1 protein-coding gene is annotated in these 907 nt (G+C 78.2%); it reads right to left on the bottom strand.

Translation table 11 applies throughout. From position 1 onward, the window contains the following. Positions 1–907: lytic transglycosylase domain-containing protein (locus tag NBZ85_RS31465; protein ID WP_261563463.1), on the bottom strand; the 907-nt coding region annotated here is incomplete at both ends.

The following is a 907-nucleotide window of genomic DNA, read 5'->3' as shown; positions in this document are numbered from 1 at the left end:
CGGTTGGTGCGGCGGCGGCGGCGGTCGTCCGGGCGGTGGCGGACGGTGGCGTCGCGGTCGGCCTGGACGGGCTGCTGGTCGGCGTCCGGGCGGAGGTGGCGGCGGGCGTGACGCCGGGCGTGGCGGTGGGCCGGGCCGAGGGCGTCGTCCCCGGTGCGGCATCCGCGCTGGGAAGTACCGACGTGGTGGTGTAACCGGCCGTCCAGGCGAGGACGGCGCGCAGGTAGCTCGCCGAGGGGTTGTAGCTGTAGATCGCGGCCCGCAGCGCGGCGGGGTCGGTGAGGTCGCGGTCGTGGCGGCAGAGGTAGCCGGCGGCGGAGAGGGTCGCGTCGTCGGCGTTGTTCGGGTCGGCCTGGCCGTCGCCCGATCCGTCGCGGCCCGCCCACGCCCAGGTGGTGGGGATGAACTGCATCGGCCCGACGGCCCGGTCGTAGCGACGGTCGCCGTCGAGCCGCCCGCCGTCGGTGTCCCGGAGCAGGGCGCGGCCGTCGTGTCCGTCCAGCGCCGGGCCGAGGATGCGGCTGGTGATGGTGCCCTCGGCGGTGATCGCGCGGCCGATGCCGTGGCCGGACTCGATGCGGCCGATGCCGGCGAGCAGCTGCCAGCGCAGATGACAGCCGGGCTGTTCGGCGGCGGCGCGGTCCGCCGCCTTCCGGTAGGCGGCCAGCATCCGGGCGGGGATCCGCCGGTCGGCGGCGGTCAGCGTCCCGGCGGCCGACGGTGGCCTCGTGGCCGGCGATGGGCTGGCGGTGGCGCTCGCGGGCGGCTGGCTGCCCGGCGTCGGCGTCGGCGTGCCGGCGGTCGGCGTGGTGCCGGTGTCCGGGACGGCCGGCTGGAGAGGGGGAAGATCGAGGTCGTAGTCCCGAGTGGGAGGGTGCGCGGCCGGTGGCGGGGCGGCGGCGCGTGC

It is taken from the genome of Frankia tisae, assembly GCF_025403405.1.
GTDB lineage: Bacteria > Actinomycetota > Actinomycetes > Frankiales > Frankiaceae > Frankia > Frankia tisai.
Note: the sequence above shows the minus strand (reverse complement) of the source record. Positions and strands in the feature narration are given on the sequence as shown.